This window comes from Tepidimonas sp. (genome assembly GCF_036825565.1).
Classification (GTDB): domain Bacteria; phylum Pseudomonadota; class Gammaproteobacteria; order Burkholderiales; family Burkholderiaceae_C; genus Tepidimonas.
The window spans coordinates 13,285-34,497 of the sequence record NZ_DAISXZ010000014.1 but is presented as its reverse complement, the minus strand read 5'-3'; the positions used below and the strand labels follow the sequence as shown (position 1 = coordinate 34,497).

17 protein-coding genes and 1 tRNA gene are annotated in these 21,213 nt (G+C 69.9%); 8 read left to right on the top strand and 10 right to left on the bottom strand.

Features of this window, described 5'->3' with window-relative positions; translation table 11 throughout:
* Window positions 1–57: 57 nt before the first annotated feature.
* The 5 genes from V7026_RS03710 to V7026_RS03690 form a co-directional block, all read right to left on the bottom strand.
* Window positions 58–933: an energy transducer TonB gene (locus V7026_RS03710; protein ID WP_334153937.1), complete on the bottom strand. Its 876-nt coding sequence runs from the start codon at window positions 931–933 to the stop codon at window positions 58–60.
* 23 nt (window positions 934–956) lie between these two features.
* Entirely contained in the window at window positions 957–3,020 is a 2,064-nt protein-coding gene (locus V7026_RS03705; protein WP_334153936.1) for a ribonuclease catalytic domain-containing protein, read from the bottom strand.
* A 120-nt stretch (window positions 3,021–3,140) separates the two neighbouring features.
* Window positions 3,141–3,833 carry a 7-cyano-7-deazaguanine/7-aminomethyl-7-deazaguanine transporter gene (locus V7026_RS03700; RefSeq protein ID WP_334153935.1) on the bottom strand — a complete coding sequence of 231 codons (693 nt, stop codon included), beginning with the start codon at window positions 3,831–3,833 and terminating at the stop codon, window positions 3,141–3,143.
* A gap of 225 nt (window positions 3,834–4,058) precedes the next feature.
* Complete coding sequence (gene radA, locus V7026_RS03695; protein WP_334153934.1) at window positions 4,059–5,465, bottom strand: DNA repair protein RadA; 1,407 nt, start codon at window positions 5,463–5,465, stop codon at window positions 4,059–4,061.
* Between the two features lie 3 nt (window positions 5,466–5,468).
* The gene (locus V7026_RS03690; RefSeq protein WP_334153933.1) at window positions 5,469–6,092 is read right to left on the bottom strand and encodes a YqiA/YcfP family alpha/beta fold hydrolase; all 624 of its coding nucleotides are present in this window, start codon (window positions 6,090–6,092) and stop codon (window positions 5,469–5,471) included.
* Window positions 6,093–6,116: 24 nt separating this feature from the next.
* On the opposite strand from V7026_RS03690, the gene rodA reads away from it, so the two are divergent.
* From rodA to V7026_RS03670, 4 genes are all read left to right on the top strand, one after another.
* On the top strand, window positions 6,117–7,274 hold the full coding sequence (rodA, locus tag V7026_RS03685; RefSeq protein ID WP_334153932.1) for a rod shape-determining protein RodA: 1,158 nt from the start codon (window positions 6,117–6,119) through the stop codon (window positions 7,272–7,274).
* Between the two features lie 41 nt (window positions 7,275–7,315).
* Complete coding sequence (gene tldD, locus V7026_RS03680) at window positions 7,316–8,788, top strand: metalloprotease TldD (RefSeq protein ID WP_334153931.1); 1,473 nt, start codon at window positions 7,316–7,318, stop codon at window positions 8,786–8,788.
* 286 nt (window positions 8,789–9,074) lie between these two features.
* Complete coding sequence (locus V7026_RS03675; RefSeq protein ID WP_334153930.1) at window positions 9,075–10,211, top strand: 3-deoxy-7-phosphoheptulonate synthase; 1,137 nt, start codon at window positions 9,075–9,077, stop codon at window positions 10,209–10,211.
* Window positions 10,212–10,264: 53 nt separating this feature from the next.
* Window positions 10,265–10,585, top strand: a complete 321-nt coding sequence (locus tag V7026_RS03670) for a hypothetical protein (protein ID WP_334153929.1) — start codon at window positions 10,265–10,267, stop codon at window positions 10,583–10,585.
* Here the strand turns inward: V7026_RS03670 and mpl are convergent.
* Window positions 10,579–11,994, bottom strand: a complete 1,416-nt coding sequence (gene mpl, locus V7026_RS03665; RefSeq protein ID WP_334153928.1) for a UDP-N-acetylmuramate:L-alanyl-gamma-D-glutamyl-meso-diaminopimelate ligase — start codon at window positions 11,992–11,994, stop codon at window positions 10,579–10,581. The two genes, V7026_RS03670 and mpl, sit on opposite strands and share 7 nt — an antisense overlap.
* A 57-nt stretch (window positions 11,995–12,051) precedes the next feature.
* Between mpl and V7026_RS03660 the strand changes: the two genes are divergently transcribed.
* Window positions 12,052–12,690 (top strand): hypothetical protein, encoded by a 639-nt coding sequence (locus V7026_RS03660; protein ID WP_334153926.1) that lies wholly within the window; start codon window positions 12,052–12,054, stop codon window positions 12,688–12,690.
* Window positions 12,672–13,190, top strand: coding sequence for a TlpA disulfide reductase family protein (locus V7026_RS03655; RefSeq protein WP_334153925.1), 519 nt, complete (start codon window positions 12,672–12,674; stop codon window positions 13,188–13,190). Before V7026_RS03660 ends, V7026_RS03655 begins: the two co-directional genes overlap by 19 nt.
* Here V7026_RS03655 and V7026_RS03650 read toward each other — a convergent pair whose 3' ends face one another.
* Both V7026_RS03650 and V7026_RS03645 read right to left on the bottom strand, forming a co-directional pair.
* Entirely contained in the window at window positions 13,191–15,617 is a 2,427-nt protein-coding gene (locus tag V7026_RS03650; protein WP_334153924.1) for a sensor domain-containing protein, read from the bottom strand. It abuts the gene before it with no gap.
* Window positions 15,614–16,924: an HD-GYP domain-containing protein gene (locus tag V7026_RS03645; protein WP_334153923.1), complete on the bottom strand. Its 1,311-nt coding sequence runs from the start codon at window positions 16,922–16,924 to the stop codon at window positions 15,614–15,616. Before V7026_RS03645 ends, V7026_RS03650 begins: the two co-directional genes overlap by 4 nt.
* Before the next feature lie 121 nt (window positions 16,925–17,045).
* Between V7026_RS03645 and V7026_RS03640 the strand changes: the two genes are divergently transcribed.
* Window positions 17,046–18,212 (top strand): HD-GYP domain-containing protein, encoded by a 1,167-nt coding sequence (locus V7026_RS03640; protein WP_334153922.1) that lies wholly within the window; start codon window positions 17,046–17,048, stop codon window positions 18,210–18,212.
* Between the two features lie 152 nt (window positions 18,213–18,364).
* Here V7026_RS03640 and V7026_RS03635 read toward each other — a convergent pair.
* Both V7026_RS03635 and V7026_RS03630 read right to left on the bottom strand, forming a co-directional pair.
* Window positions 18,365–18,441 (bottom strand) — tRNA-Pro (locus tag V7026_RS03635).
* A gap of 19 nt (window positions 18,442–18,460) precedes the next feature.
* Window positions 18,461–19,408: a polyprenyl synthetase family protein gene (locus V7026_RS03630; RefSeq protein ID WP_334153940.1), complete on the bottom strand. Its 948-nt coding sequence runs from the start codon at window positions 19,406–19,408 to the stop codon at window positions 18,461–18,463.
* 361 nt (window positions 19,409–19,769) lie between these two features.
* Between V7026_RS03630 and ahcY the strand changes: the two genes are divergently transcribed.
* Window positions 19,770–21,206, top strand: a complete 1,437-nt coding sequence (ahcY, locus tag V7026_RS03625; protein ID WP_334153921.1) for an adenosylhomocysteinase — start codon at window positions 19,770–19,772, stop codon at window positions 21,204–21,206.
* The last annotated feature ends 7 nt before the right edge of the window (window positions 21,207–21,213 follow it).

Sequence of the window (21,213 nt, the reverse complement as noted above, 5' to 3'; positions counted from 1 at the left end):
TGGACAAGCGCCGCATCTTGGAGCTGTACCTGAATGCGGTCGAGTGGGGCGAGGGGCTCAACGGGTGCCGCTCATCTGGGTTTGCAGGCCGGCGTCGCGCGTGAAGCGAAAGCGCGACACCACCACGATCTGGTCGGCGCGTTGGCGCATCGCCTGGTTGAAGCGCGCGAACTGCAGGCTGCGCACGATGGCTTGTGCGCGGCTGTCCAGGTAGGGGATGCCCGAGCTCTGCACGACCTCGGTGTCGAGCACGCGGCCGTCGTGGTTGACCGTGATGACCATGGCCAGCTCGCCGTACAACTTGCGCCCGCCCTGTTCCGGAAACTGCGCCGTGCCCCGGTCCTCGATGCGCCGTCGCAGTTCGTCATAGTACAGCGCGTAGACTTCCTCGCGCGTGGCGGGGCTGATGTAGCGCTTGCGCGGGCGGGCGTTTTCCTCGTTGATGCGTTTTTCGATTTCGGCCAGCGTCTTCACCAGGGCCTGACGGCGCTGCTCGCGCGCCTGGGCGTCGCTTGCGTCGGCGGGCTGGAGGGCGCTCAGCCGGGCGATCTCCTGGCGCAGTTGGGCCAGCAGCCGGCTTTGCCGCTCCTTCATGGCCTCGATACGCTGCTCCTCATCGTCCAGGGCGTCGCCGGCGCGCATCAACATGGCCGGCGGCAGCGGCGAGGTGGCCCGCCCTCGGTCGGCGCCCCCACCACCGGCCAGATTCGCCTGGGCGATGGCCTGGGGTCGTTCGGGGGCCTGCTCCCCCCGCGCGTTGACCAGGATGACCTCCAGCGGGGTGTCCTGCAGCACCCGCTCCGGCCGCAGCGGCGGCACGAAGCGCACCGTCAGCACCGCGGCATGCACCGCCACCGAAACCGCCAGCGCCCACGGCAGCGGGTCGGCGCGAAAGCGTGCGGACAGCGATGCGAGGGTGCGGGGCAGGACCATCGGCGGCTCCCTCCCAGCCTGCGCTACGCGGCTGGAGCCGCCGGTGAAGCGCCGTCGTCGGCGTCGTCCACGGCCATAGCGATCGCCAGCGGCGCGGCCAGCGGTTCCTCGGCCTCGCCTTCCAGCGTGTCCCCGGATTCGGCGACGGCCTCGACGGTACCCAGTTTCTCGATCACCGTGCCGGTCACCTCCAGCGTTACCTCGTCGACGGTGCCCAGCCGCACACGCACGCGCTCACCGCGCTGCAGCCCATCGGTGCCCAGCGCTGCCAGCACCAGCGGCAGCGTCTCGGCGCGCAGCAGGTTGTCCTTCAGGTAGGCTGCCTCCAGCTCGGTGATGCCCTGCTGGCGCAGGTGGCGCAGCGTCCAGTAGCGCTCCATCGTGCTCTGGAACTGGCCGTAGGCGGTGTAAGCGGCATCGAACGCGCTGATGATGGCCAGCAGCGCCGTGTCCTTGGGCTTGAACGGGGCGGCCAGCGCGGCGGCAGTGCCATGGCGCGCGCACGCCACGATCTGCCACTGGTTGACCAGGTCCGTGTAGCGCCGCAGCGGCGAGGTGCTCCACGCGTAGCACGGCACGCCGATGCCAGCGTGCGGCAGCGCCTTGGTGCCCATGCGCACCTTGACGCCGGGAGCCAGGCTCGCCTGGCTGCGGTAGATGCCGGGCACGCCCAGGCTCGCCAGCCACTGGCCCCAGTGGCTGTTGGCCAGGATCATCGCCTCGGCCACCATCAGATCCAGCGGCGCACCGCGCGCGCGCGTGCCGATGACCACCGTTTCCTCGCCGGTCGGCTCCGGGCCCGTCACGCCCTCCAGCTTGAAGGTGTAGTCCGGACGGGTGAAGGTCTCGGGGCGGCCGCGCACCGCCTCGCGCCGCGCCTTGCAGGCCTGCGCCAGCCGCCACAGGAAGGCCAATTGCGGCTGCAGCGCCGCCACTTCCGGCGGTGCCGCGGGCGCGCACGCAGGATCCTCCAGCCACGCGGCGGTCACCACGGTGTCGAGCCTGTCGTGGCGCAGGTTGTGCGCGATCGGCACGCGCTCCAGCCGCGTCGTCGCACCGCGGATCTCGAGCGTGCCCTCGTCGATCGTCAGGTACAGCGACACCGCCGGCCGCGGCGCGCCCTCCCGCAGCGTGTAGGCCTGCACCACCGCATCGGGCAGCATGGTGATCTTGTGCCCCGGCATGTAGACGGTGGACAGGCGCTGGCGCGCCACGGCGTCCAGCGCGCTGTCCGGCGCGATGGCCAGCGCTGGCGCGGCGATGTGGATGCCCAGCGTCACCATGCCGCTGCCCAGGCCCCGCACGCTCAGCGCATCGTCGATCTCGGTCGTACTGGAGTCGTCGATCGAAAACGCCGCCACCCCGTCGGCCAGCGGCAGGTCCTCGGGCAGCGGCGGCACCGACAGTTCCGCAAATCCGGTGCCGCGCGGGAAGTGCTCGAACAAAAAACGCTGCCAGTGGAACTGGTAGGCGCTGGTGATGGCCCCGGCGCGCTGTAGCAGCGCCAGCGGCGCCAGGTGCGCCTCGCGCGCGGCGTGCACCACGGCTTTGTATTCCGGCGCGTTTTTGTCCGGGCGAAACAGAATGCGGTAGAGCTGCGCCCGCACCGCGTCGGGGCAGCGGCCGGCCACCAGCTCGGCGGCCCAGGCGTCGATCTGCGCCTGCACGGCCTTCTTGCGCTCGATGGCGGCCAGCGCCTGCTGCAGCACGTCGGCGGGCGCTTTGCGAAAGCGCCCGCCCTTACCGGCGCGGCGGAAGTAGTGCGGCGCCTCGTGCAGCTTCAGCAGCGTGGCCGCCTGCTGCACGGCGCTGGGCGGATCGTCGAAGTACAGCGCCGCCAGTTCCGCGAAGCCGAACTCCTCCTCCGGTGCAAACTCCCACGCCAGGTCGAGGTCGATGTCGGCCGCCAGCGCCGCAGCCCGCTCCAGCAGCGCGGCTGGCGCGGGCTGCTCGAACGTCAGCAGCACGTGGGCCGCCTTGACCTTGAGTCGGCGGCCCGAGTCGAGCTCGAGCTGGACCGAGGCGTCGGTACCGGACAGGATGCGGCTGGCGTGCAGCTTGCCGGCGTCGTCGAACAGGGCGAACAAGGTGGACGGTCTCGCGCGCGTAGATGGCGGGCGCCCGGCGCCCGCCGCGGGTTGCAGGGGTAGCGCCTAGTGTAACGACACGACCGCCGGCGCGGACCGGATGCCGGCCCGCCGCATGCCTTAGGCTGCCTGTGCCAGCGGCACGGTGGGCAGCCGGCGCAGCAGCGCGCGCAGCGCTGCGCCGTACAGCGGCAGCAGCGCCAGCAGGCTGAAGGCGAGCTTGGTGGCGTAGTCCACCGCGGCGATCTCGACCCAGTGCTCGGCCATGAAGGCGTCTGGGCTGCGCCAGAACGCCGCGGCGAAGAACACGAAGGTGTCGATCAGGCTGCCGATGATGGTGGAGGCGGCCGGTGCCACCCACCATGCGCGCAGCCGGCGCAGCCGGGCGAACACCGCGATGTCGGTCAGTTGACCGACCACGTAGGCGGCAAAGCTGGCCAGCGCAATGCGGGCCACGAATTCGTTGAACGTGGCCAGTCCTGCCCAGCCGGCGAAGCGCCCGTCGACGAACAGCACCGACACGGCGTAGGAGGCCGCCAGCGCCGGCACCATCACCCGGGCGACGACGCGGCGCGCCACCTCTGGCCCGAGCAACCGCACCGTCAGGTCGGTCAGCACGAACACGAGCGGGAACGTGAACGCGCCCCAGGTGGTGTGCACGCCGCCGATCTCGAACGGCCATTGCACCAGCACGTTGCTCGCGATGATGACGAGCACATGCAGCAGTGCGAGCACCGCCAGCACACGCGGCAGCTGTTCTGGGCGTAGGAGATGGGATGGGCGCGACGACGGCGCCGTGGCGATAAAGACCATGGACGATCCTTTTTGGTGAGTGGGGTAAGGGAACCCACGCCGACCATAGCGGCCGACTTGGAGGTCAAGGGCCACAAGTGTAGCGTGCCCCAAGCCGCCGCGCACGCCGCGTCGGCGTCAGCCCAGCATCGTGCGCCAGACGCCACGTGCCCAACTCCACGCCGCCGTGCCAGAGCGGGCGCTGGGCTGCGGGCTGCCCTGCGCGTCGCCGATGCGGGTGCGCTCCTACCCCAACCCCCGCACCGCCTCCAGCGCCTCCTCGACGCGTTCGACGCCGTGCAGCGTGAGGCCCTCAGTGGCGCGCTGGAACGCCGCGTCGGGCTTGCGCGGCTGGTTGGCCTTGGGCACCACCGCCACCGCCATGCCGAGCTTGGCGGCTTCCTTAAGCCGCTCTTGCCCGCGCTGCGCCGGGCGCACCTCGCCGGCCAGGCCCACCTCGCCGAAGGCGACGAAGCCGCGCGGCAGCGCGCGCCCGCGCAGGCTGCTGGTGACCGCCAGCAGCACCGCCAAGTCGGCGGCCGGCTCGGCAATGCGCACGCCGCCCACCGCGTTGACGAACACGTCCTGGTCGCCGGTGGCGATGCCGGCGTGGCGGTGCAGCACCGCCAGCAGCATCGCCAGCCGATCGCGCTCCAGCCCGACGCTCAGGCGCCGCGGCGCGGGGCCGCCGGCGTCCACCAGCGCCTGCACCTCCACCAGCAGCGGGCGCGTGCCTTCCAGCGTCGCCAGCACGCAGCTGCCTGGCACCGGCTCGCGGTGCTGGCTTAGGAACAGCGCGCTCGGGTTGCCCACGCCCTTCAAGCCCCGTTCGGTCATCGCAAACACGCCCAGCTCGCTGACGGCGCCAAAGCGATTCTTGATTGCGCGCACGAGGCGAAAGCTGCTGTGCGCGTCACCCTCGAAATACAGCACCGTGTCCACCATGTGCTCCAACACGCGCGGGCCGGCGAGTGCCCCGTCCTTGGTGACGTGGCCGACCAGCACGAGCGTCGCGCCGCTGTCCTTGGCGGCGCGCGTCAGCAGCGCGGCGCATTCGCGCACCTGCGCCACTGAGCCGGGAGCGGAGGTCAGCTGCTCGGTATAGACGGTCTGGATCGAGTCGATCACCGCCACCGCCGGGCGCTGCTGCTGCAGCGTGGCCAGGATCGCCTCCAGCCGGATCTCGGCCAGCACCGGCACCTGGCTGTCCGCCAGACCCAGCCGGCGCGCGCGCAGCGCCACCTGCGCGCCGCTTTCCTCGCCGGTGACGTAGAGCGTCGGCAGCCCGGCGCGTTGCAGCGCGTCCAGCGCCTGCAGCAGCAGGGTGGACTTGCCGATGCCCGGATCGCCGCCGATCAGCACCACCGCCCCCGGCACCACTCCGCCGCCCAGCACCCGGTCCAGCTCCGTCAGCCCCGTGGGCGTGCGCGCGACGTCGGCGGCCTCGATGTCGGCCAGCCGCGCCAGCGTCCCCTGCGCCGCCAGCCCCTGCCGCAGGGCGCTCATGCGGCCGCGCGCCCCAGCGGCCGGCTCGGGCGCCGGGATGGTCTCTTCGAGGGCGTTCCACGCCCCGCAGTGCGGGCAGCGCCCGTGCCAGCGCGGCGTGCTGCCACCGCAGGCGCGGCAGAGGTAGAGCGTGCGGTCCTTGGCCATGTTTCAGTCTAGCCCCAGATGCGCCAGCAGCACCGGCAGGTGGGCGTCGAAGTCGCTCAGCGCATGGTCGCTGCCGGGCACGATGTGGTGCCGGCTGCCGGGGTAGCGCGCCACCATCTCACGCCAGTCGAGCACCTCGTCGCCGGTGGCGGCGATCAGCAGCACGCGCTGCGGGTGCGGCAGCGCGCCGGTGGCGAGCTGGCGCAGTTCGTCGACGTACTCCGGGCGGAAGAAGATGCGCTCGGCCGGGTCGTGCCACGCCGGGTGCTCGCCGATGTGGCGGGCAAGATCCCGCGCCGGATCGACGGCGGGGTTGATCAGCACGGCGCGCCAACCCCGGTGTGCCGCCAGCCGCGTGGCGTAAAAGCCCCCGAGCGAGGAGCCGACCACGGCGGCGGTGTGCGCCGGCCAGCCGGCCACGGCGGCCTCGATCTGGGCCCAGGCGGCGGCCGGGCTGGCCGGCAGTTGCGGGCAGGCCCAGTGCACCTGCGGGCAGTGCGCGGCCAGGTGCGCCGCCAGCCGCTGCGCCTTGTACGAGCGTGGACTGGAGCGAAAGCCGTGCAGGTACAGCACGTGTGTGGCGGGCGGCAGGGCCGGCGAGGCCGAGGGCGAGGAGGCGGCGTCCATGGCGCGCAGGATAATCCAGCGTCCATGGCCGTTGTCATCGAAAAACCCCCTGTGCTCAGCCGCATTGCCCCGCTGGTGCGTGGCTTCGACGGGCAGTTTCTGCTCGCGGTGGCGCTGCTGGCCGCGATCGGGCAGGTGGTCATGTACTCCGTGGCGTACGACATTCCGGGGCGCTATCTGGACCATCTGCGCAACCTGTTGATCGCCGCGGGCGTCATGCTGGTGGTGTCGCAGATTCCGGCCCAGCGGCTGCAGGCGCTGGCCGTGCCGGCCTATGTGGCAGGGGTCGTCCTGCTGATCGCCGTGGAACTGTTCGGCTTGACGCGCAAAGGCGCGCAGCGGTGGCTGGATCTGGGCGTCATCGCCATCCAGCCCAGCGAGCTGATGAAGATCGCCATGCCGCTGATGCTGGCGTGGTGGTTTCAGCGCCGCGAGGGGCGGCTGGGCAAACGGGAATTTCTGGTCGCGGGGGCCCTGTTGGCCGTGCCCGTGGGGCTGATCCTGAAACAGCCCGATCTGGGTACCGCCCTGCTGGTGCTGGCCTCAGGCCTGTTCGTGATTTTTTTTGCCGGCCTGAGCTGGAAGTTGATCGTGCCGCCCCTGGTACTGGGGGCGGTGGGCGTGGTCACGCTCATCGTGATGGAGCCGCAGTGGTGCGCGCCGGGCGTGGACTGGGTGGTGCTGCACGAGTACCAGCGCCAGCGCGTGTGCACCTTGCTCGACCCCACCAAGGATCCGCTGGGCAAGGGCTTTCATATTCTGCAGGGCATGATCGCCATCGGCTCGGGGGGGATGTGGGGCAAGGGCTTCATGGAGGGCACCCAGACGCACCTGGACTTTGTGCCCGAGCGCAGCACGGACTTCATTTTTGCGGCGTTTTCCGAGGAGTTCGGCTTTCTGGGCGTGCTGGGTTTGCTGGCGGCCTACACCTATTTCGTGGCGCGTGGCCTGATGCTGGCCGCCGAGGCCTCCACCCTGTTTGGCCGCCTGCTGGCCGGGGCGCTGATTCTGGTGCAGTTCGTCTATGCCTTCGTCAACATGGGCATGGTCGGCGGCATCCTGCCGGTGGTGGGCGTGCCGCTGCCTTTCCTGAGCTACGGCGGCACGGCGATGGTGTCGCTTGGCGCCAGCCTGGGCATGATCCTCTCCGTCGGGCGTTACAAGCGGCTGGTGCCGGCCTGAGCCGCCGTTGTGGGTTTGGTCGGGCTGCCTACAATCTCCGCATGATTGCCGTCGAACCCACCTTGCAGCGCCTGGCCACGGCGCGCTCCCTGCTGCTCGAGCCATACGGCCTGGACGAGGGCCATCTGCGCCGCGCCTTGTCGGCCATCCTGGCACCCGGCGTCGACGATGCCGATCTGTACTTCCAGTACACCCGCAGCGAGGGCTGGAGCCTGGAAGAGGGCATCGTCAAGACTGGCAGCTTCAGCATCGACCAAGGCGTGGGCGTGCGGGCAGTCAGCGGCGACAAGACGGCGTTCGCCTATTCCGACGATTTGTCCTGGGCTGCGCTGCGCGAGGCGGCAGAGAGCGTGCGCGCCATTGGCCGCCAGGGGGGCGACCAGACCACCCACGTTGGCCGCCGTCGCCCGCGCGCAGCGGTGGCGCCCTCGCGCCAACTGTACGCCGCGCACGACCCCATCGGCACGCTGGACAGCGCGGCCAAGGTGGCGCTGTTGGAAAGAGTCGAGCGCATGGCGCGCGCGCGCGATCCGCGCGTCGTGCAGGTGATGGCCGGGCTGGCGGCGGAATACGACGTGGTGTTGGTGGCGCGCGCCGACGGCGTGCTGGCTGCCGACGTGCGCCCGCTGGTGCGGTTGTCGCTGACGGTGATTGCGCAGCAGGGCGACCGGCGCGAGGTCGGCTCCTCCGGCGGGGGCGGGCGGTTTGGGCTGGACCACTTCGACGGGGGCGTGCTGACACGCTACGTGGACGAGGCCGTGCAGGCCGCGCTGACCAATCTGGAGTCTCGTCCCGCCCCGGCGGGCGAGATGACGGTCGTGCTGGGTCCTGGCTGGCCCGGCGTGCTGCTGCACGAGGCCGTGGGCCACGGGCTGGAGGGCGACTTCAACCGCAAAGGCTCCAGCGCGTTTGCCGGCCGCATCGGCGAGCGTGTGGCGGCCAAGGGCGTGACGGTGCTGGACGACGGCACGATCGAGGGCCGGCGCGGATCGCTCAATGTGGATGACGAGGGCTGTGCCAGCCAGCGCAATGTGCTGATCGAAGACGGCATTCTGCGCGGCTACATCCAGGATCGGCTCAACGCCCGGCTGATGGGGGTGACGCCCACTGGCAACGGCCGGCGCGAGAGCTACGCGCACCTGCCGATGCCGCGCATGACCAACACCTACATGCTGGCCGGTGACCGCGATCCGCAGGAGATTCTGGCCAGCGTGCGCCGCGGCCTGTACGCCACCAACTTCGGCGGCGGGCAGGTGGACATCACCAGTGGCAAGTTCGTGTTTTCGGCCAGCAGCGCTTGGTGGGTGGAAAACGGCCGGCCCGTCTACCCGGTCAAGGGCGCAACGATCATCGGAAACGGGCCGGAGGCGCTCAAGCGCGTGGTGATGATCGGCAATGATCTCGCGCTGGACAGCGGGGTGGGCACCTGCGGCAAGGAAGGCCAGAGCGTGCCGGTGGGCGTGGGCCAGCCCACGCTGCGGCTGGACGGCCTGACGGTGGGGGGCACGGCCTGAACGGCGTGTACGTTGCGTTCGTGCGTTGCATTCGCGCGACGCCGCTGTCCTCCCGCCCGATGCGTCGTTTGCGATTGTCAGCCTGCCGTCATGCAAGCTGTGCTACATTGAATACCATGCAATTGCGCGGCTTTTACTTTGGCTACTTTTGGTTCTCACGCGTCACCGACGGCAGAGAGGTCTGAAAGCGCCCAGCAAAAGCCCTTGAACTCAAAACCGTCGGTCCCCACCGGCGGTTTTTTTTCGCCCGTTTCGCCCCCGTTTACCCCTATCGAAGGAGCCCCCCATGAGCCCGAGCCCCGCCAAGGCCAGCAGCACCGATGCCTGGTATCCCCATCCGGCCGACCGCACCAGCCAGACCGACGACCAACGCATCGAGGACATCACCGTGCTGCCGCCGCCCGAGCACCTGATACGCTTCTTCCCGATCCGGGGGACGGGGATCGAAAAGCTCATCACCCACACCCGCCGCGCCATCCACCAGATCCTGCACGGCAAGGACGACCGGCTGCTGGTCATCATCGGGCCGTGCTCGATTCACGACCCCGCCGCGGCGATGGAGTACGCGCGGCGCCTGAAAGAGCAGCGCGACCGCTTCGCCGACCAGCTCGAGATCGTCATGCGCGTCTATTTCGAGAAGCCGCGCACCACCGTGGGCTGGAAGGGCCTGATCAACGACCCGTACCTGGACGAGAGCTTCCGCATCGACGAGGGCCTGCGCATCGCGCGCCAGCTGCTCATCGAGATCAACCGCCTGGGGCTGCCGGCGGCCAGCGAGTTCCTCGACGTCATCAGCCCGCAGTACATCGCCGACCTGATTTCGTGGGGGGCGATCGGCGCGCGAACCACCGAAAGCCAGGTGCACCGCGAGCTGGCCTCGGGCCTGTCGGCGCCGATCGGCTTCAAGAACGGCACCGACGGCAACATCCGCATCGCCACCGACGCCATCCTGGCCGCCAGCCGACCGCACCACTTCCTGTCGGTGCACAAGAACGGCCAGGTGGCCATCGTGCGCACCAAGGGCAACCAGGACTGTCACGTCATCCTGCGCGGCGGCAAGCTGCCCAATTACGACGCCGACAGCGTGGCCATCGCCTGCCAGCAGCTCGCCGACGCCAAGCTGCCGGCGCGCGTGATGGTGGACTGCAGCCACGGCAACAGCCAGAAGCAGCACGAGCGCCAGATCGACGTCGCGCGCAACATCGCCGACCAGTTGTCTGGCGGGTCGAGCCGGGTGTTCGGCGTGATGATCGAGAGCCACCTGCAGGCCGGCGCGCAGAAATTCACCCCGGGCAAGGACGATCCGTCTGCGCTGGAGTATGGCCGCAGCATCACCGATGCGTGCATCGATTGGGATGCTTCGGTGCAAGTGCTGCAGACGCTGGCCGATGCGGTGGCGGCGCGGCGCGCCCGCCGCGGCTGAGCGGCCGCGGGTGTACGATAGGGCCGTTCCGTTCAGATCCACCGGAAGTCGCCATGCGCAGCCACGTGATCGTTCAATTTGGCCCCGACCGCGAGTACACCTTCGACCTCGACGAGGTGCAGCCCATGCCGCACGACATGGCGCGCCAGTGGCTGGACCAGCAGTTCACCGAACTGGGGTGTGAGCCGCTGCGCCTGAGTGGCAAGGTGCTGACGGCGGACAAGGTGCTGGCCATCGCCCAGACCGTGGGCGAGACGCGCTTTGCCGATCCGGCGCACCGCCCCTGGGCCATGGTCTATGCCCGTGCGGCCAGCAGTCTGCTGGCCAAGCCGGTCATCAAGGTGGACGTGCCCGGCCTGGCGGTCGGTTACTGAGGGCGCAGGGTGGCCAACAGCCGCCCATGCACGTCGCCAAACGCCCCGTTGCTCATGCACAGCAGGTGGTCGCCGGGGCGCACCGCTGCCGCCACCTGCGCCACCAGGGTGTCGATGTCCGGCGCCACCCGTGCGCGTTCGCCCAGCGGCGCGAGCGCCGCGGCCGCATCCCAGTCCAGTCCGCCCGCGTGGCAAAAGGCCAGCGCTGCGCCCTCCAGCGCCCAGGGCATCTGCGCCTTCATCGTGCCCAGCTTCATGGTGTTGGAGCGCGGCTCGAAGATCGCCAGAATGCGTTCGTCCGGGCGGCCCTCGTGGTCGAGCCGGCGCCGCAGGCCGTCGATCGTGGTGCGAATCGCCGTCGGATGGTGGGCGAAATCGTCGTAAACCGTGACCGCGCCGCCTGGCAACGCCACCGTCCCGCGCACCTCCAGCCGCCGGCGCACATGGGCAAAGCCGGCCAACGCCTCGGCCGCCACGGCCGGCTCCACCCCCAGGTGTTCGGCCGCCGCCAGGGCGGCCAGCGCGTTGAGCTGGTTGTGTGTACCGCTGAGCGACCAGCGAACGTGGGCCACCACTTCGCCCCGGCGCAGCACGGCAAAGTCCTGCGGCTCGCCCTCGGCGGTGTAGTCGCTGTCGGCGGCGCCGAAGGTGCGTAACTCGCTCCACAGGCCGCGGTGCAGCACGCGCGCGATCGACTCCTCCAGCCCGTTGGCGATCACCCGGCCGCTGGGGGGGACGGTGCGCAGCAGATGGTGAAACTGGCGCTCGATCGCCGCTAGGTCATCGAAGATGTCCGCGTGGTCGAACTCCAGATTGTTCAGCACCGCGGTGCGCGGGCGGTAGTGCACGAACTTGCTGCGCTTGTCGAAAAACGCGGTGTCGTACTCGTCGGCCTCGATCACGAACGGCGTGCGCGTGCCATCCGACGGCAGCCGTCCCAGCCGGGCCGAGACGCCGAAATTGAGCGGCACGCCCCCGACGAGAAACCCGGGCGCCAACCCGGCGTGCTCCAGAATCCAGGCCAGCATGGCCGTGGTCGTCGTTTTGCCGTGCGTACCGGCGACGGCCAACACGTGGCGGCCGTGCAGCACCTGCTCGCCCAGCCACTGTGGGCCGCTCGTGTAGCGCGCACCGGCGTCCAGGATCGCCTCCATCAGGGGAAACTTGGGCGTCCCGTCGGGGCTGCGTGCGCGGCTGACCACATTGCCGATGACGAACACGTCCGGCCGCAGGGCGAGCTGGTCGGCCCCATAGCCCTCGATCAAATCGATGCCCAGCGCGCGCAGCTGCTCGCTCATCGGCGGATAGACGCCGGCGTCGCAGCCGGTGACGCGGTGGCCGGCCTCGCGTGCCAGCGCCGCCAGCCCGCCCATGAAGGTGCCGCAGATGCCCAGTATGTGGATGTGCATGGGGCGCATTATCGCGGCCGCTCGGCGGGGCACCGCCCATCGCGGACAATCCCGTCCATGGACGATGACACGCAACGCGAGCTGGCCGCCGTCGCGGCCGGGCTGATGGTTGACGAGGGGCTGGAGGTGCGGCGGGCCCTGCAGCGCGCGCTCGAGCAATTGCGCCTGCCGTCCCGCACCCCGCTGCCCGGCCCGGCTCTCATCGATGCCGCCGTGCGCGAGCATCTGGCGATCTTTCATGCCGAGACGCAGCCGGCCGAGCTGCGCGCCCTGCGCGAGACCGCGCTGGTCTGGATGGAGCGGCTGGCCGAGTTTGCCCCGCTGCTCGGCGGGGCCGTCTGGCACGGCACGGCGACCCGACTGTCGGACATCCACCTGCAACTCTTTGCCGACGACCCCAAGGCGGTGGAGATCGCCCTCATCAACGCCGGACTCGATTACGACGCGCAGACCGCGCGCGGCATGCGGGGCCGCGAGGCCGAGGTGCTGAGTTTGGCGGTGCCCTGCGACGGGCTGGGCGAGACGGTGGGCCTGCATCTGTGGGTCAATGACACCGAGGCGGGGCGGGGCGCCCGCCTGCCCGACGACTTGGGCCGCGTGCCGCGCGGCACCGCAGCCGAGGTGCGAACTTTGTTGGCCGCACCCGACTCCGACCCCTGCAACGAGGAGCACCACCGATGCAACGACGGGCGATGACGATCGGCATAGCCGCCGCCGCGGCGGCCCTGGGGGCGGGCGTGGCCGGCTGGCGCCTGACCCCGGACGTGCCAGCGGAGGGGGCGCAGCAGGCCCTGTGGACCCAGCAGTGGGACCGGCCGGAGGGGGGCACCGTGGCCGCAGCGGCGTTTCGCGGCCGGCCTCTGCTGCTCAACTTCTGGGCTACGTGGTGCCCGCCGTGCGTGGAAGAGCTGCCGCTGCTCGACCGCTTCTACCGCGAACGGCAGGCCGACGGCTGGCAGGTGCTGGCGCTGGCCATCGACCAGCCCAGTGCCGTTCGGCAATTTCTGCAGCGGCAGCCCCTGTCCTTTCCGGTCGGGCTGGCGGGCTTTGGCGGGACCGATCTGGGGCGCCAGCTCGGCAACGACAACGGGGCGCTGCCGTTCACCGTGGTGTTTGATCGGACCGGCCGCATCGCGCACCGCAAGCTCGGCCAGGTTAAGCCGCAGGACCTGCAGGCCTGGGCGCAGGGCGTCTGATCACGGCGGTGGCATCTGCGCCGGCTCGCCATCGGGCGACGCCAGCCGCGCGCGCAGCGCATCGGCCGGCATCGGCCGGGCGAACAAAAAGCCCTGGTAGTGGTCGCAGCCCAGGGCGCGCAGCCGCTGCAGTTGCTCGGGGCGCTCCACCCCCTCGGCCACGACTTCCATGGACAGCGCGTGGCCCATCTGCACGATGGCCGCCACGATCGCCGCATCGGCACCGTCCTCGGGCATGGACACGAGGAAGCTGCGGTCGATCTTGAGCCGATGCAGCGGAAAGCGCTTGAGGTAGGTGAGGCTGGAGTAGCCCGTGCCGAAATCGTCCAGCGACAGCTCGACCCCGAGGTCGGCCAGCGCCTGCAGCTTACCCAGCGCTTCCTCCGCATCGCGGATCAGGATGGATTCGGTCAGCTCCAGCTCCAGCAGGTGCGGGGGCAGCCGGTGCTGCTGCAGGGCGTCCGCCACATCCCGCACGAAGCGTGCCTGCTGGAACTGCAGCGCCGACACATTCACCGCGACCTGCAGCGGTCGGCCATGCTCCGCCCAGCGGGCCGCCTGCGCGATGGCGTTTTGCAGCACCCAATGCCCGAGCAGCGCGATCAGGCCGGTTTCCTCGGCCACGGCGATGAACGTGCCCGGCATCACTAGGCCCTGGCCGGGGCGGTGCCAGCGCGACAGCGCCTCGCAGGCCGTCACGGTTCCCGAGCGCAGGTCCACCCGAGGCTGGTAGTGCAGCTCGAACTCGCCGCGCTGCAGGCCCTGGCGCATCGCATGATCCATCTGGATGCGTCCGAGCAGGTCGGCGTTCATCTCCGGCTGGTAGAAGCGGTAGTGCCCCTTGCCGCGCTCCTTGACCTGGTACATGGCCGTGTCGGCGCATTGGATCAGCTCGTCCAGCGTGGCGCCGTCCTGCGGATACATGGCGATGCCGATGCTGCACGACAGCGTGAACTGCATCTCGTCGATCGTGACGGGGCGGGTGATCGCCTCGATGATGCGTTGCGCGGTGACTTCGGCGGCGTGGCGGTCGGCCTCGTGCAGGTGGATGACGAACTCGTCGCCGCCCAGCCGGGACAAGGTGTCGGTCTGCCGCAGGCAGCGCTGCTGGCGGGCGGTCACCTCCACCAGCACCTGGTCCCCGAACATGTGGCCGAGCGAGTCGTTGATGCTCTTGAAGCGATCCAGGTCCAGAAACAGCAGCGCGAACCCGCGCCCGCTGCGCTGCGCCAGGCGGATGGCGTGGCCGACACGCTCGCCCAGCATGAGGCGGTTGGGCAGGCCGGTCAGCGGGTCGCTGTAGGCGAGTTGTTCGATGCGGCGCTGGGCTTCCAGCTTTTCGGACAGGTCCTTGGCAAACAGCACCGTGTTCAGCGGGCGCCCGTCGCCGTCGCGCAGCAGCACCCACGAGGCCAGCAGTGCTACCCCCGGGCCCTCGGGGCGGCGCAGCCACAGCTCGCCTTCCCAGTAGCCCTTGTCCGTCAGGGCCTGGGCGACGTGGCGGGGCCACTGCGGTTGCGACGGGGCATACAGCAGGTCGTCCAGCCGCTCGCCCTGCGGGTCCCGTTCCATGGCCGCGAGCTTGAGGGCGGCCGGATTGCAGGCCACGATGCGGCGCTCGGGGTCCGTCACCACGATGGCATCGGGGCTGGATTCGAACACCTTGGCGGCCAGCCGAAGTTTGGCCTCGGTGGCCGTGCGCTCCGTCACGTCGCGAAAGACGTGGATGCGCCCGATGGGTCGGCCGCGCGCGAGCTGAGGCCGCGAGGCCCGCTCCAGGATGCGGCCGTTGCGCAGCAGCACGACGTCGTTCGCCTCCAGCAGCGGGGTGCGCTGCAACTCGCCCAGCCGGCTATGAAAGCCGCCCGGGTCGGGCACGCAGGCAGCCAGGTGACTCCAGATGGCGGTGTCGTCCTGGTGTGTCAACAGGGCCTCGGGCAGGTCCCACAGAGCGGCGAAGGTGCGGTTGAAGGCGCGGATGCGCCCGTCCAGGTCGCACACCAGAATGCCGTCGGACGACGATTCGAGTGCAGCGCGCAGTTCCGCCAGCAGGGTTTCCAGTCGCTGGCGCGTGTACTGCCATTCGCTGAGGTCCTGCATCGCCACCAGCACCACGGTCTCGCCACCTTCCGGCGTGACCGGGCTGACGCGCCGTTGCACGCGCACCAATTCGCCGTCGGCGCGGCGCACCGTGGCCTCGGACTCCAGCGTCTGCTCGATGCCGGCCTGCCACTCCTGCCAGTACACATGGTCCTGCGGGTCGGCAATCCAGTCCTGCACTGCGCTGCCCACCAGCGCGCCGCGCTCCACTCCCAGCAGCCGGGCGGCTGCGGTGTTGACCGTCAGGATGCGCCGGGTGCGGGGGTCCACCACCCACACCGCTTCGATCAACCCCTCGGTGATGGGGGCCCAGTGCACGTAGCTCATGTCAGCGTCCCTGCGGACCCGCTGTCGGGGCGGACGGCGCGCTCGAAAAAGTAGCAGTACCGGGGGCGTGGCTCCAGGTAGTCGAGCGCGGCGCGCGGCAGTTGGTCGGTGCGCAGGCTGCGCTGGATCGACAGCGACGGCTCGGCCTGCAGGTCCAGCAGCAGCGCCTCGCTGCGCGGCGTGCGCGGGTCGTGCACCAGCACGCGGGGTTTGAGCGGCCGCGCCGAGTTGACCGCCTGCACCAGCGCAAAGCGGCCGTCGCTCAGTTGCACGATGGAGCCCGGGGGATAGACCCCCACCATGCGGATGAAGGCGTTGAGCGTCACCGGGTCGAAGCACGCCTTTTGCGTGGCGAACAGCAGCGACAGCGACTCGTGCGGGGTCAGCGCGCGCGACGGGTTGAGCGGATTGCACAGGCCGTCGTAGCGGTTGATCAGCGCCAGCACATGGGCACAGCGGCTCATGTCCTCGCCCCGGCAGCCGCGCGGAAAACCGCTGCCATCCGTCGCCTCGTGGTGCTGGGCGATTGCCTGCAGCACGGCGGGCCCCATGCCCATGGCCCGCGCCAGACCCACCCCGTGGGCCACGTGCTCCTGATAGACCTTGAGTTGCGCCGCCGTGAAGGCATCGTCCTTGTGCCGCACCAGGTCCGGCAGCCGGGTCTTGCCGATGTCGTGCAAAAAGGCGGCAACGCCCAGCGTCTCCAGTTCCTCGCCGCCCATTCCCAGCGCCCGGCCGAGCAGCACCGCCAGCACCGTCACGTTCATCGCGTGCTGCGCGGCGCGGTCGCCCTGCACGTCGCTGAGCAGGCGAATGGCCGATTCGCCGTGGCCTTGGATGTCGGTCAGCATCGCGCCCACCAGCGTCCGGGCCTGCTGGCCGGCGGCTTCTGGGGCGTGTTCCATGTCGTCGAGCAGGGCGCGGTAGCGCCGCGCACCCTCGTGGTACTGACGCTCGCAACGCTGCAGCGCGCGCCGCTGCTCGGCCAGCGCTTGGGCGCGTTGCTGGGCCGCCGCGTCCGCCGGTGCCTGGGTGGCCGTCGAGGTGGCGCTGGTCGCGGCGGTGGTCGCTTCGCCGAGAGGGCCGGAGGTATTGGCGGCGGCTTCCAGCGTCAGCGCATCGCTGCGCTCGGGGTCGATGCGCACCCGCGTCAGGCCCAGCGCGCGGATGGTCTCGATCTGCCGTTCGGACTCGATGCGAAAACTGTTGCGCGGAAACGGATGCGCCATCCAGCCCAGGTCCAGGAGCACGAAATGCCCCACCCGCAGATCCGACACAGGGATCAGGGTCAGCAACGAATCAGGCATGATGGAAAACCCTGGGAATGGCTGTGCAACGGGTCATTATCGCAACGAACGCGGCACCGCAGGCAAGTCTTGCGCCACAGGGGGTATCGGCCGTACTACAGTAGGGTCTGGGCACAGCACCATGTACGTACCCCTTCCGATCGACGACATCACCTTGGGCGAGCCGCTGCCCGTCAACGTGTGGGACCCGCAGGGCCAGTTGCTCCTGCGCAAGGGGCACACCATCCGCGACGAGCGCCACCGTCAGTGGCTGCTGATGCACAACCCCCAGGTCAAGGAAGACGAGTACCGTGCCTGGACGTACCGCTACACCACCGCCATCGACCGCGCCCTGCGCGGCAACCAAAGTCTGGAAGCCATTGCGGGCGTCACCCGTCCGATGGGGTTCGACGACGCCGTCGAGGTCGAGCCCGACGCCAGGCCCATCGACGAAATCTGGGCCGATCTGCATGCCGTGCTGACGCTGCTGCTGCACCAGGGCGATCAAGCGCAGGACTTCGTGGGCCGGTTTTTGCGGCTGGAACAGCGCATGCAGGTCCTGCTGCGCTCGCGCATCGACGACAGCCTGTTCGTGCTGGTGCAAATGCTGTTCGACCGCGGAATGGGCTACAGCGCCAGCCACGCCTTGCTGTGCGCGGTGGTCGGCCGGCTGGTGGCCCAGACCCTGGGCTGGGACGAGGCGCGCCAGCAGAGCCTGCAGCGCGCCGCGCTGACCATGAACCTCGGCATGGGCCGGTTGCACGACGATTTGGCCCGGCAGGACGCCGCACTCCACCCCGAGCAGCGCCGGGCGGTGTGGGAGCATCCGCTGTGCGGCGAGGCGAGCCTGCGCCGGCTGGGGGTGGTCGATGCGGTCTGGCTGGAACTGGTGCGCGACCACCACGAGCAGGCGGGCGGTGCGGGCTACCCGCGGGGGCGTGCCGAGGTGGGCGCGGCTGCGCAACTGCTGCGCATGATCGACGTGTACGTCGCTCGCATCAGCCCGCGCATGCCCGCTCGGGTTTGCCGTCCCCGCGTGCCGTGCGCGATGTCTGCCTGGATGCAAGCGGGGCGCCGACGCCGCTCGGGACATCCTTCATCAAGGCGCTGGGCCTGTACCTGCCGGGCACCTTCGTCGAACTGGTCAATGGCGAGGTGGGCGTCGTCGCCCGCCGCGGCCGGCGCGCGAATACCCCGCTGGTGTTGGCCATCGTCACGCGCGACGGCCTGCCGCGGGGTGAGCCACCGTTGCGTGACACCAGCGAACCCGCCTACGAGATTCGCCGCGCCGTGGTGCCGGACGAAGTGAAGGTGCGCCTGCAGCCGGCCCGACTCCTGGCGCGGTTGTAGGATGTTGCGCGGGCAAGGGGCGCCAGAGGTGTCTGGCCTACCGGCAGCGCCAAAAAGCGAAAAAGCCCCGCGGTGCAGGGCTTGCGTCATCATCGACTGACCGGAGAAAGCTGGTCGGGGTGAGAGGATTCGAACCTCCGGCCTCTACGTCCCGAACGTAGCGCTCTACCAGGCTAAGCTACACCCCGAGGCCTGCGGCTGACCGCGTCAGGATCGACGCGACAGCAGCTGAGCCGCTAATTGTAGCAGAGCTTCGCGGTACCGCTCGCGCTGCGCATCGTCGTGGGTGGGCAGGGCCTGCGCCGCCTCGATGGCGCGCTGGGCCTCGGCGGCGGCGTGGGCGCGCGCCTCGGCCAAGCCACCGCTCATGCTCACGATGGCGACGATCTCGTCCAGGCGATCGCCGCCACCTTGCTCGATGGCGGCGCGGATCAGCGCCGCCTCGTGCGGCGCGCAGCGGCGCAGCGCGCAGATGACCGGCAGCGTCACCTTGCCCTCGCGCAGATCGTCGCCCAGGTTTTTGCCCAACTCCGTCGCGTCGCCCTCGTAGTCAAGCACGTCGTCGACGATCTGGAACGCCGCACCCAGCGCCTGCCCGTAGGTGGCGCACAACGCCTCGGTGGCCTCGTCCGCGCCGGCCAGCAGCGCGGCCAGCCGGGCGCTGGCCTCGAACAGCTTGGCCGTCTTGGCGCGGACGACGCGCAGGTACGCCGCCTCGTCCAGCGCGGCGTCGTGCATGTTCATCAGCTGCAGCACCTCGCCCTCGGCGATGACGTTGGTGGCGTCGGCCAGCACACGCATGATGCGCATGTCGCCGCAGTCCACCATCATCTGAAACGCGCGCGAGTAGAGGAAGTCGCCGACCAGCACGCTCGCGGCATTGCCGAACACCTGGTTGGCGGTGTCGCGCCCGCGGCGCAGGGTGGATTCGTCCACCACGTCGTCGTGCAGCAGCGTGGCGGTGTGGATGAACTCCACCACCGCCGCCAGCGTGTGCAGGCGCGCGTCGGTACACCCGAGCGCGCCGCAGGCCAGCAGCAGCAGCGCCGGCCGCACGCGCTTGCCGCCGGAGCCGATGATGTAGTGCGCCACTTGGCCCACCAACGGCACGTCGCTGCCCAAGCGCGCGCGAATCACGGCATCGACCGCCTGCATGTCGGCGGCCACCAGCTGTAGCGCCTGGGTGGCGGACGGGGGGGGAGCGGTGGCAGAGGTGTCCAAGATGGTGGGTATCGGCTGGGGCGGTGTGACCGTAGATGGGCGCGGGTCCCGTCGGGTTGCCCGTGGATTATAGAAACCGATCGCGCCTTGGCCCCCTATAATAGGCGTGATTCCGCGAGGAGCGTTGCAGCGTCTGGGCTGAATCCTCCCCCCCCAGCGCGAGGCTCGACGGAACCGCCGCACGTGCCCACCCTGGCGCGCCGCGGCGATGTTGGCAACGACGCTCACCCACCGGCGTGTGGCGTGAGCTCGCAAGCCCCCGCCGGTGGCCCTCTCAAAGCGTAGGAGTCACCGCATGAACGCACCGCTGCACCACCCCCTGCCGACCGACTGCGTCGTGGCCGATCTTGGCCTGGCCGAATGGGGCCGCAAAGAAATCCGCATCGCCGAGACCGAAATGCCGGGCCTGATGGCGATCCGCGAGGAGTACGCGCCGAGCCAGCCGCTCGAGGGCGCGCGCATCGCCGGCAGCCTGCACATGACGATCCAGACCGCCGTGCTGATCGAGACGCTGCAGGCGCTGGGCGCACGGGTGCGCTGGGCCTCGTGCAACATCTTCTCGACGCAGGACCACGCCGCAGCGGCGATCGCCGCCGCCGGCACGCCGGTGTTTGCTTTCAAGGGCGAGACGCTGGAGCAGTACTGGGACTACACGCACCGCATCTTCGAGTTCGGCCCGGCCGGCAGCTCCGAGGAGGGTCCGAACATGATCCTCGACGACGGCGGTGATGCCACGCTGCTGATGCACCTGGGCAAGCAGGCCGAGCGCGATCCCTCGGTGCTGGATCACCCCAAGAGCGAGGAGGAGCGCGTGCTGTTTGCCGCCATCCGCGCGCGCCTGGCGCAGGATCCGACCTGGTACAGCCGCAAGGCGGCGCAAATCATCGGCGTGACCGAGGAAACCACCACCGGCGTCAACCGCTTGAAGCAGATGGCCGCGCGCGGCGAGCTGATGTTTCGCGCCATCAACGTCAACGACAGCGTCACCAAGAGCAAGTTCGACAACCTCTACGGCTGCCGCGAGTCGCTGGTGGATGGCATCAAGCGCGCCACCGACGTGATGATTGCCGGCAAGATCGCCGTCGTCTGTGGCTATGGCGACGTCGGCAAGGGCAGCGCGCAGGCGCTGCGGGCACTGTCGGCCCAGGTGTGGGTGACCGAGATCGACCCGATCTGCGCCCTGCAGGCGGCGATGGAGGGCTACAAGGTCGTCACGATGGACTGGGCGTGCGACAAAGCCGACGTCTTCGTCACCGCCACCGGCAACAAGCATGTCATCACCTACGAGCACATGGCCCGCATGAAAGACCAGGCCATCGTCTGCAACATCGGCCACTTCGACAACGAGATCGACGTGGCCGCGCTGGAGGCGCGCTGCCGCTGGGAGGAGATCAAGCCGCAGGTCGATCACGTGATCTTCGAGGGCGGCAAACGCATCATCCTGCTGGCCAAGGGGCGGCTGGTCAACCTGGGTTGTGCCACCGGGCACCCGAGCTACGTGATGAGCAGCTCGTTTGCCAACCAGACGATCGCGCAGATCGAGCTGTTCACGCACCGCGACTACTACGAGAAGGGCAAGGTCTACGTGCTGCCCAAGCACCTGGACGAGAAGGTGGCGCGGCTGCAGCTCAAAAAACTGGGCGCGATGCTGACCGAGCTGACCGACGAGCAGGCCGCCTACATCGGCGTGCCGAAGGAGGGGCCCTACAAGCCCGACACCTACCGCTACTGACGGCGCG

What these genes read in the sequence shown, in the direction of transcription:
- V7026_RS03710 (WP_334153937.1), bottom strand. Translation starts at nt 933, where the DNA reads ATGGTCCTGCCCCGCACCCTCGCATCGCTGTCCGCACGCTTTCGCGCC.
- V7026_RS03700 (WP_334153935.1), bottom strand. Translation starts at nt 3,833, where the DNA reads ATGGTCTTTATCGCCACGGCGCCGTCGTCGCGCCCATCCCATCTCCTA.
- radA (WP_334153934.1), bottom strand. Translation starts at nt 5,465, where the DNA reads ATGGCCAAGGACCGCACGCTCTACCTCTGCCGCGCCTGCGGTGGCAGC.
- V7026_RS03690 (WP_334153933.1), bottom strand. Translation starts at nt 6,092, where the DNA reads ATGGACGCCGCCTCCTCGCCCTCGGCCTCGCCGGCCCTGCCGCCCGCC.
- rodA (WP_334153932.1), top strand. Translation starts at nt 6,117, where the DNA reads ATGGCCGTTGTCATCGAAAAACCCCCTGTGCTCAGCCGCATTGCCCCG.
- tldD (WP_334153931.1), top strand. Translation starts at nt 7,316, where the DNA reads ATGATTGCCGTCGAACCCACCTTGCAGCGCCTGGCCACGGCGCGCTCC.
- V7026_RS03675 (WP_334153930.1), top strand. Translation starts at nt 9,075, where the DNA reads ATGAGCCCGAGCCCCGCCAAGGCCAGCAGCACCGATGCCTGGTATCCC.
- V7026_RS03670 (WP_334153929.1), top strand. Translation starts at nt 10,265, where the DNA reads ATGCGCAGCCACGTGATCGTTCAATTTGGCCCCGACCGCGAGTACACC.
- mpl (WP_334153928.1), bottom strand. Translation starts at nt 11,994, where the DNA reads ATGCACATCCACATACTGGGCATCTGCGGCACCTTCATGGGCGGGCTG.
- V7026_RS03660 (WP_334153926.1), top strand. Translation starts at nt 12,052, where the DNA reads ATGGACGATGACACGCAACGCGAGCTGGCCGCCGTCGCGGCCGGGCTG.
- V7026_RS03655 (WP_334153925.1), top strand. Translation starts at nt 12,672, where the DNA reads ATGCAACGACGGGCGATGACGATCGGCATAGCCGCCGCCGCGGCGGCC.
- V7026_RS03650 (WP_334153924.1), bottom strand. Translation starts at nt 15,617, where the DNA reads ATGAGCTACGTGCACTGGGCCCCCATCACCGAGGGGTTGATCGAAGCG.
- V7026_RS03645 (WP_334153923.1), bottom strand. Translation starts at nt 16,924, where the DNA reads ATGCCTGATTCGTTGCTGACCCTGATCCCTGTGTCGGATCTGCGGGTG.
- V7026_RS03640 (WP_334153922.1), top strand. Translation starts at nt 17,046, where the DNA reads ATGTACGTACCCCTTCCGATCGACGACATCACCTTGGGCGAGCCGCTG.
- V7026_RS03630 (WP_334153940.1), bottom strand. Translation starts at nt 19,408, where the DNA reads ATGCAGGCGGTCGATGCCGTGATTCGCGCGCGCTTGGGCAGCGACGTG.
- ahcY (WP_334153921.1), top strand. Translation starts at nt 19,770, where the DNA reads ATGAACGCACCGCTGCACCACCCCCTGCCGACCGACTGCGTCGTGGCC.